Raw genomic sequence first — 3,905 nt, 5'->3', positions numbered from 1 at the left:
CCCACTCCCATATCGGATCGGGTAAGGATATTTTTATCTTTCCAATAGATTAAGGCTGCTGCCATTGCCAGTGTTTTATTGGTTCTTAATTTTTCTGGATTTTCTTTAAAATCCTCTTCTGTAATATCCTCATTTAATCTGGCAATCCATGTATTGTATTTAGTGGTAACATTTCTAAAATTACTTTTTCCTGTAAGTTGTATAAATCCACTTCCTCTATATTTCCACCCATCCGCATCTTCATTACTCCAATTACTGGTTATTGCAGTGTTCCCTAAATCGGAAGCTTTGGGAGCTTTGCCATACGCCCAATTGGCAATGCTACGTTTATCCGTTTCTGTAACTTCGTCTTTGGTTTTGCAAGAAAGTAAGGTTTCTGATTATGAAGAATGTTTATTTATCCTTATAGAATCTTTATAAATTCAAAAATTCTTCGATATATTCATAGCCATATTTTTCACTGGAAAATTCTATAAAATCTAATATAGCATCAGTATCCCCTGCCTTTTTTTTGCTATCTAAAGAAGTGCTCGAAATTTGTATCCATTTCTTTTCCTCTAAATTATAAACGTATATATATACTTCTGAAGGTCTTTTTATTTCATATTCGAAATAAGTTATCTTGTCATAAATGGTATCTAGCGATTCTTCACCGAATTTTTCAGCATATATCTGAGCTTCTTTAAACTCATCTTCAAGAAAGTTTACTTTAATGATATCCTCAGGTTTACGATAATAAAGAACTAAATAATATTCATTAATACCTCCTTCAATGTTACTTACGTACTTTAAATATCCTTCTTCACTAAATCTACTTTTGTTTTTTTGATCTTTTCTTAGAAAATTTACTCGAAACATACCTTTATTAGGTTTATAGCTAAAAGTCACAGGTAAATAATAATCATAGGTATACTTAAGATTAAATGTTTCGTTAAAAAAATCCTGTAGTTCTTGCTTAGATATTTTAAGTATGCTTACATTAGACTTATCTGCACTAACAACATTTGAAGTTTCTTTCTCCTTTTGGAAGGTTTTTTCATTTTTACAAGAGCTATGTAAAGCAATACAAATAGCAACATATAAAGAAAAAACACAAAACAATCTATTTTTCATGTTACCCTCCTAGATATTCTGTAAACTCTTTACCATCCTTTGTTTTTCCTTTAAACTGAATAACTACATCTGCAACTTGTATAAAAGCATCTAACTCTTTCAAAGAATTAAAATCACTCTCTTTCTTATTCAAAAATGCTTGCATTGAATTTCGATAATATTCATCTTTGTAGTATGTAGAGGATTTGTCGTTCATTAACTTTGAATATAACTCTTTTTTATTAGTGTAAATTTTTTGTTTGATTTCATTAAAATATTTTTCCATAATCTTAAATTCATAATCTTTTTCACTTTTCACAATTAATTCATTGCTTTGCAATAGATCAAGAATAATAGATTCTTTTATTATATATATATATTCATTAATTAGAGCAGGTACTTCATCATTTAAAGCATCAAAAGCATAACCTATTCCTATGGAATATGAAAACGTAACATTTAATTCTTTGACATTATCGATTCCCTTAATAATAAGTTTTTTATTATTCAAATTGGATATGCCAGTCATGTCGTTATATTCACTATTGATGCGAATAGTATCTCTTTTTTCATAGACTTTACCAGCTTTATTTAGTCCTATTAATTCATTATATTCTATATTAAAATCTTCTTTTTCATCTTCATCTACTTCCACAATCACCTTCAAATTTTCTAGTTTAACAATAATTGTATCTTTAGACTTAATAGCCGTTTTTATTTTTTCATACGATGATTCTGTATTGTTATAACGCTTATTATGATTTTCTTGAAGGTTATTATTATTTTTAGAACTGCTATTACATTGGAAAAAAAGTAATAAAAACATCAATAAAAAAAAATTATTTTTCATATTTCTATAAGTTAGTTTATTCTATTACATTGACACTAATAGTATCTTGCTTACTTGGTTTATACGTGTTTTTTATTCCTAAATGACCATGATCATCATGTTTTGCTGCATGTCTTGTTCCACTTACTACAGTTAAATCTATTAAAGTTGTTTTTGTTGAATAATTTACTATGAAATTATATTTTTTTGCAACTTCAAAAATCTTCTTGTTTTTATCAAAATCAAACCAAGACCCAGTAAACTTTCCTTGAACACTTTTTTTGTTCGAATTAACATATCTAAAATCTACGTCTAAACCTATTCGTTTTCCTAAATGCCCATGCCCGCTGTGATGGCTACCAGGCTTGCCTGGATCACTTCCGTTTTCTGAGGACATATCACCAAAATCAACCGTATATCCCAAAATACCTAATTCACTTGCCATACCGAATAAGCAAGCTGCTGTTTTTGGTAATAAATAACGGTCTCCTTTTCCTTGGTGTTCTGTTGTAGTATAAATAGTATTTCCAGATTTTCTTTTTCTTGCATTAGGATCAATGCCTCCCGGATCTCCATTACTATAACTACCAAAACCATCTCCAGTTTCTGGAAACTTTACTAAACCATATCCATTTTTAGTAAGTGTTGCCACTTTTTTAAAAGTGTTACTTCCTTCTTCGGTTTCGACATAATAGTTTACCTCTTTTCCTCCTTCTATAAATTTTATCTCACCATTTTTAAACACATAATATCCAGCATTAGTTGGCGGGGTGTAATTGATAATGGCACAATCACTTTTTTCTCTAACTTGATTAATAGCTGCTACAACATTTTGATAACGCTGTGTTTTTTTGGCATCATCCTCTCCGCTATTAATTACATTGCTAATCCTACGTACATCTTTTTCTTCTTCACCCATATCTGCCTTATTATTGAAATGATTTTTATCCCAAAAATAGATAGCTGATAAAGCTACAATTAAAGAATCCTCTGTAACTTTTTCTGGATTTGTTTCAAAATCATAATCTGGCCAACTATACTTACCTTTTCTTTTATCATACCATTTTTGAAAAGCTTTATAATTTGACTTACCCGTTAATTGTACTAATCCGCGACCTCTATATTTATAGCCATCCCCATTTTCATCGCCCCAATTTTCATCTGTTATTTCTGTATTACCTAAATCAGAAGCTTTACTCCCTTTTGCATATGCCCAATTCGCTATTTTCACTTCTTCTGCTTTTTTACTTGATGTTTTACCCCAATCATCAGCTTTCTGTTTGCCTTCTGTAGTTTTAAAATTACCAAAAGTTTCTTTTAAACCACTAGCACTATAAATAAAGTCTTCATTATAACTCCAAAAACCCGTTTCCTTAGCAACCTGACCAAGAAAATGACCTCTCCTTAGACAATTATCATTTATACCAAACTCCTTCATGTATTTGTTTAAATCTGGTAAATAATCAAAAATTCTTTTCCCATAGGCACTACCTAGTGGGAGATCCCCTTTTTGAGCATCAACTACTTTTTCTAAATCTAATGTGATCAAATCTGTCTGGCATCTAATACATTTTTTATTCTTTTTTCTATTACTATTAGGTGTTTTCTCCACCTTTACCAAATTACAACTTTGCGGGCTTTTTTCTACATTTAGTTTTTCTGCCTCGGGGCTTACTTTAAGGCGGTAGATATAATTGGTATCCCTTACAGACAATCCTCCATAAAAATTATCGTTAACCTTTGGGATGATCTCCAGATATCCTTTATCTTCCTTGGCATACTGCAACTCCCAACACTCGTCTATCGTAAATTGTAGCTCTGCCTTGCCGTTGCTATTTATTTTTATTTTTTGCTTGGTACCTGCAATGGCTTTTGTATCGCCGTTCCAATCGGTAAGACTCCAATCTATAAGTTGGTATAGCTCTACCTCTAACTCCTTACCTACCATATTCAACGTAACGACCTCTAGGGTGACTTGTTGCCC

4 protein-coding genes are annotated in these 3,905 nt (G+C 31.0%); 1 reads left to right on the top strand and 3 read right to left on the bottom strand.

The genetic code is table 11. From position 1 onward, the window contains the following. Positions 1-78: 78 nt before the first annotated feature. Entirely contained in the window at positions 79-420 is a 342-nt protein-coding gene (locus H527_RS0118465) for a hypothetical protein (RefSeq protein WP_027414030.1), read from the top strand. On the opposite strand, the gene H527_RS0118460 is transcribed toward H527_RS0118465, so the two are convergent. From H527_RS0118460 to H527_RS24255, 3 genes are all read right to left on the bottom strand, one after another. Continuing rightward, the gene (locus tag H527_RS0118460) at positions 415-1,113 is read right to left on the bottom strand and encodes a hypothetical protein (RefSeq protein WP_027414029.1); all 699 of its coding nucleotides are present in this window, start codon (positions 1,111-1,113) and stop codon (positions 415-417) included. The genes H527_RS0118465 and H527_RS0118460 overlap by 6 nt on opposite strands. 1 nt (position 1,114) lies before the next feature. Continuing rightward, a complete protein-coding gene (locus H527_RS0118455; protein WP_027414028.1) occupies positions 1,115-1,918 on the bottom strand; it encodes a hypothetical protein in 804 nt (267 codons plus the stop codon). Between the two features lie 40 nt (positions 1,919-1,958). Continuing rightward, on the bottom strand, positions 1,959-3,905 hold a 1,947-nt coding region (locus H527_RS24255; protein WP_211235744.1), incomplete at its 5' end, for a glycoside hydrolase family 19 protein.

Origin of the sequence: Aquimarina muelleri DSM 19832 (assembly GCF_000430665.1) — a bacterium.
In the GTDB taxonomy this organism is placed as follows: Bacteria; Bacteroidota; Bacteroidia; order Flavobacteriales; family Flavobacteriaceae; genus Aquimarina; species Aquimarina muelleri.
The sequence above is the reverse complement of the archived record's forward strand: the minus strand, read 5'-3'. Positions and strand labels throughout refer to the sequence as shown.

Bases quoted from the DNA above. Each gene is read 5' to 3' on its own strand.
- H527_RS0118460 (WP_027414029.1), bottom strand. From the start codon at position 1,113: ATGAAAAATAGATTGTTTTGTGTTTTTTCTTTATATGTTGCTATTTGT.
- H527_RS0118455 (WP_027414028.1), bottom strand. From the start codon at position 1,918: ATGTTTTTATTACTTTTTTTCCAATGTAATAGCAGTTCTAAAAATAAT.